Source organism: Dissulfurispira sp. (genome assembly GCF_036745535.1).
Taxonomy (GTDB): Bacteria; Nitrospirota; Thermodesulfovibrionia; order Thermodesulfovibrionales; family Dissulfurispiraceae; genus Dissulfurispira.
Genome location: NZ_DAIOFX010000140.1, coordinates 1 through 2,623 on the forward strand (window position 1 = coordinate 1; position 2,623 = coordinate 2,623).

3 protein-coding genes are annotated in these 2,623 nt (G+C 40.4%); all 3 read left to right on the forward strand.

Annotated features, from left to right (window positions below):
* Positions 1-97 precede the first annotated feature (97 nt).
* Positions 98-784 carry a class I SAM-dependent methyltransferase gene (locus V7L97_RS12095; RefSeq protein ID WP_333656333.1) on the forward strand — a complete coding sequence of 229 codons (687 nt, stop codon included), beginning with the start codon at positions 98-100 and terminating at the stop codon, positions 782-784.
* 7 nt (positions 785-791) lie between these two features.
* Positions 792-1,886, forward strand: coding sequence for a glycosyltransferase family 4 protein (locus tag V7L97_RS12100; protein WP_333656334.1), 1,095 nt, complete (start codon positions 792-794; stop codon positions 1,884-1,886).
* The coding region (locus tag V7L97_RS12105; RefSeq protein ID WP_333656336.1) for a polysaccharide deacetylase family protein at positions 1,883-2,623 on the forward strand (741 nt) is incomplete at its 3' end. The genes V7L97_RS12100 and V7L97_RS12105, both read left to right, overlap by 4 nt.

Here is a 2,623-nt window from a genome sequence, read left to right on the forward strand (position 1 = left end):
GAAAAGACGGATGCAATGGAAGTAAAATAAGTAAATGCCTTGAGGATATAAAACCAGCCGAAATTAAAGATATCTTGATAAAAAGACTGAAAACACAATGAGACTTGAGCACCAAAAAATATGCGAACTCCTTAGAAAAGAAAAGAAGGGTTATCTGTTGGATGCTGCCTGCGGCAAGGGTGAATTGGGATCAGCCCTTGAAGATATGGGGTTTGAGGTCTTTTTCATGGACAGATATGACTCTCCTGCAAACAAAAAAAAATTCGTAAAGGCAGATATCAACCATTTTTTGCCTTTTAGAGAGGAAGCGATCGATTTTTTAGTGTGCAGCGAATCTTTACAATACGTTGAAAATCACAAGCACGTCTTTTCTGAATTCCATAGAGTTTTAAAAAAGGAAGGCATGCTCATAATCAGCCTGCCCAATATGCTTTCAGTGTCATCCAGGTTGTTTTTTTTACGCCGGGGATACTTTCCGCATTTTAAGCCATACAAGGCGGGGCGATGCTACAAAGAGTGGAGCTTTCTTGCTTATAACCCGATCTCCTTTGTCGAGATATTTCAATTAATGAAAAAGTTAGGCTTTGAGCCAAGACACGTTATAGCCTCGGGGACAAGGTTAAAGGGCTTGTGGCTCTATCCCATTTTAAAGGCCCTCTATCTCATCGGATCACTCTTTAATAAAAATGACGATAACGATAGGGAATATCTCATTAAAGGACTGGCATCCAGAGAACTTCTGACAGGCGACCACATAATCATCTGTGGCATAAAAACAGCTTAAGGGGATTATGCTCACCATACTCCATACAGAATCGTCCACAGGCTGGGGAGGCCAGGAAAACAGGACGTTTCAGGAATCCATCGGCCTGAAGAAACTTGGTGCAAGGGTAATTATTCTGTGTCAGCCTGACAGTATGCTCGGCAAAAGGGCCTCAGCAGAAGGATTTGAAGTCAGGACATGCAGGATGAGGAAGAGTTATGACATCCTTGCAATAAAATTCATCCTCAAGTTAATAAGAAACGAAAAAATCGATGTGATAAGCACCCACAGTGGAAGGGACAGTCTTCTTGCTGGTATAGCAGGAAGATTTTCAAAAAGAAAACCAATAATAGTCAGAACAAGACATCTTGCATTGCCCATAACATCAAAATTTACATATAGCTTTCTTCCCCACAGAGTTGTCACTGTCAGCGAATATGTCAGGAATTATTTAATAAAAGAAGGCATCCATTCTGAAAAGATAGTTGCCATTCCAACAGGCATTGATACAAGCAAATTCAGCCCTGAAAAAACTACTGAAAACCTACGGCAGGAGTTGGGATTGGAACCTGATATTCCGCTCATCGGGACCATCGCAATTTTAAGAAGAAAAAAAGGACACCATATCTTACTTGATGCGATCCCGTTAATCTTGCAGAAAATACCAGAAGCTGTTTTTGTATTTGCTGGAGATGGCCCACAGAAAGAGAATATTTTAAATAAAATTCACACTTCGGGCCTGTCTGATAAAGTCTTCATGCTCGGGTTAAGAAGGGATATTCCTGAAATACTTAAATCCATCGACCTCTTTGTTCTTCCCACCCTTCAGGAAGCACTTGGAACATCGTTCATAGAGGCAATGGCAATGGAAAAACCTGTTATAGGGACGGATGTCGGCGGAGTCGGTGAAGTCGTAAGAGACGGAATAAATGGTTATCTCGTAGAACCGAATAATCCATCAGCATTGGCAGATGCAGTCATTAAAATACTTGAAAACAGGGAAAGGGCAATGGCAATGGGCATGGAGGGGAGAAAAATTGTTGAGCAAAATTATACCGTAGAAAAGATGTGCGAGAAGATGTATGCCCTTTATTCATCGCTTTTAAAGGATAAAACCTCGTGAAACCTATTCCGGTATTAATGTATCACCACATCAATCCCCACAGAGGAGATATGGTCACTGTAACCCCTGAGGTCTTCGAAGGGCAGATGGAGTATTTGTATAAATCTGGATACAGGACATTAAAGATAGATGAATTGCTGGATTTTATAAGTGGAAAATTAACCATTAAAGAAAAGTCGGTAGTTGTTACCTTTGATGACGGATGGCTTGATAATTATCTTTATGCATTCCCTGTACTAAAAAAATACAACATTAATGCCGCCATTTTTGTAATCACAGATAGGACAGAGAGGGCATCGAATATAGTCAAAAGTCAGGATGTAATAATTCCACCCCACAGAGAGAGCAAAAAACTTTTAGCAAATGGTCAGTCACATAAGGTCGTTATTAACTGGGATATGGCAAAAGAGATGCAGAAGAGTGGTTTTATTGAATTCTATTCCCATACAAAAAGCCACAGAAGATGCGGACAATTAAACGAGAACGAACTTTTAGAAGAATTAATGGATTCCAAAGGAACGATTGAAGAAAGGCTCGGCAGACCGTGTCCATACCTGTGCTGGCCTTACGGCAGCTATAGTGATACAGCCCTACAAGTTGCAAGAGCGACGGGCTATAAGGCAGTATTTACAACAAAACACGGGGTTGTAAAAAAAGACTCCAACCCATTTGCAATCAATCGCATAGTGGTCAAAGACAATGTTGCGTGGTTTAAAAAAAGGATGTTAATATATACA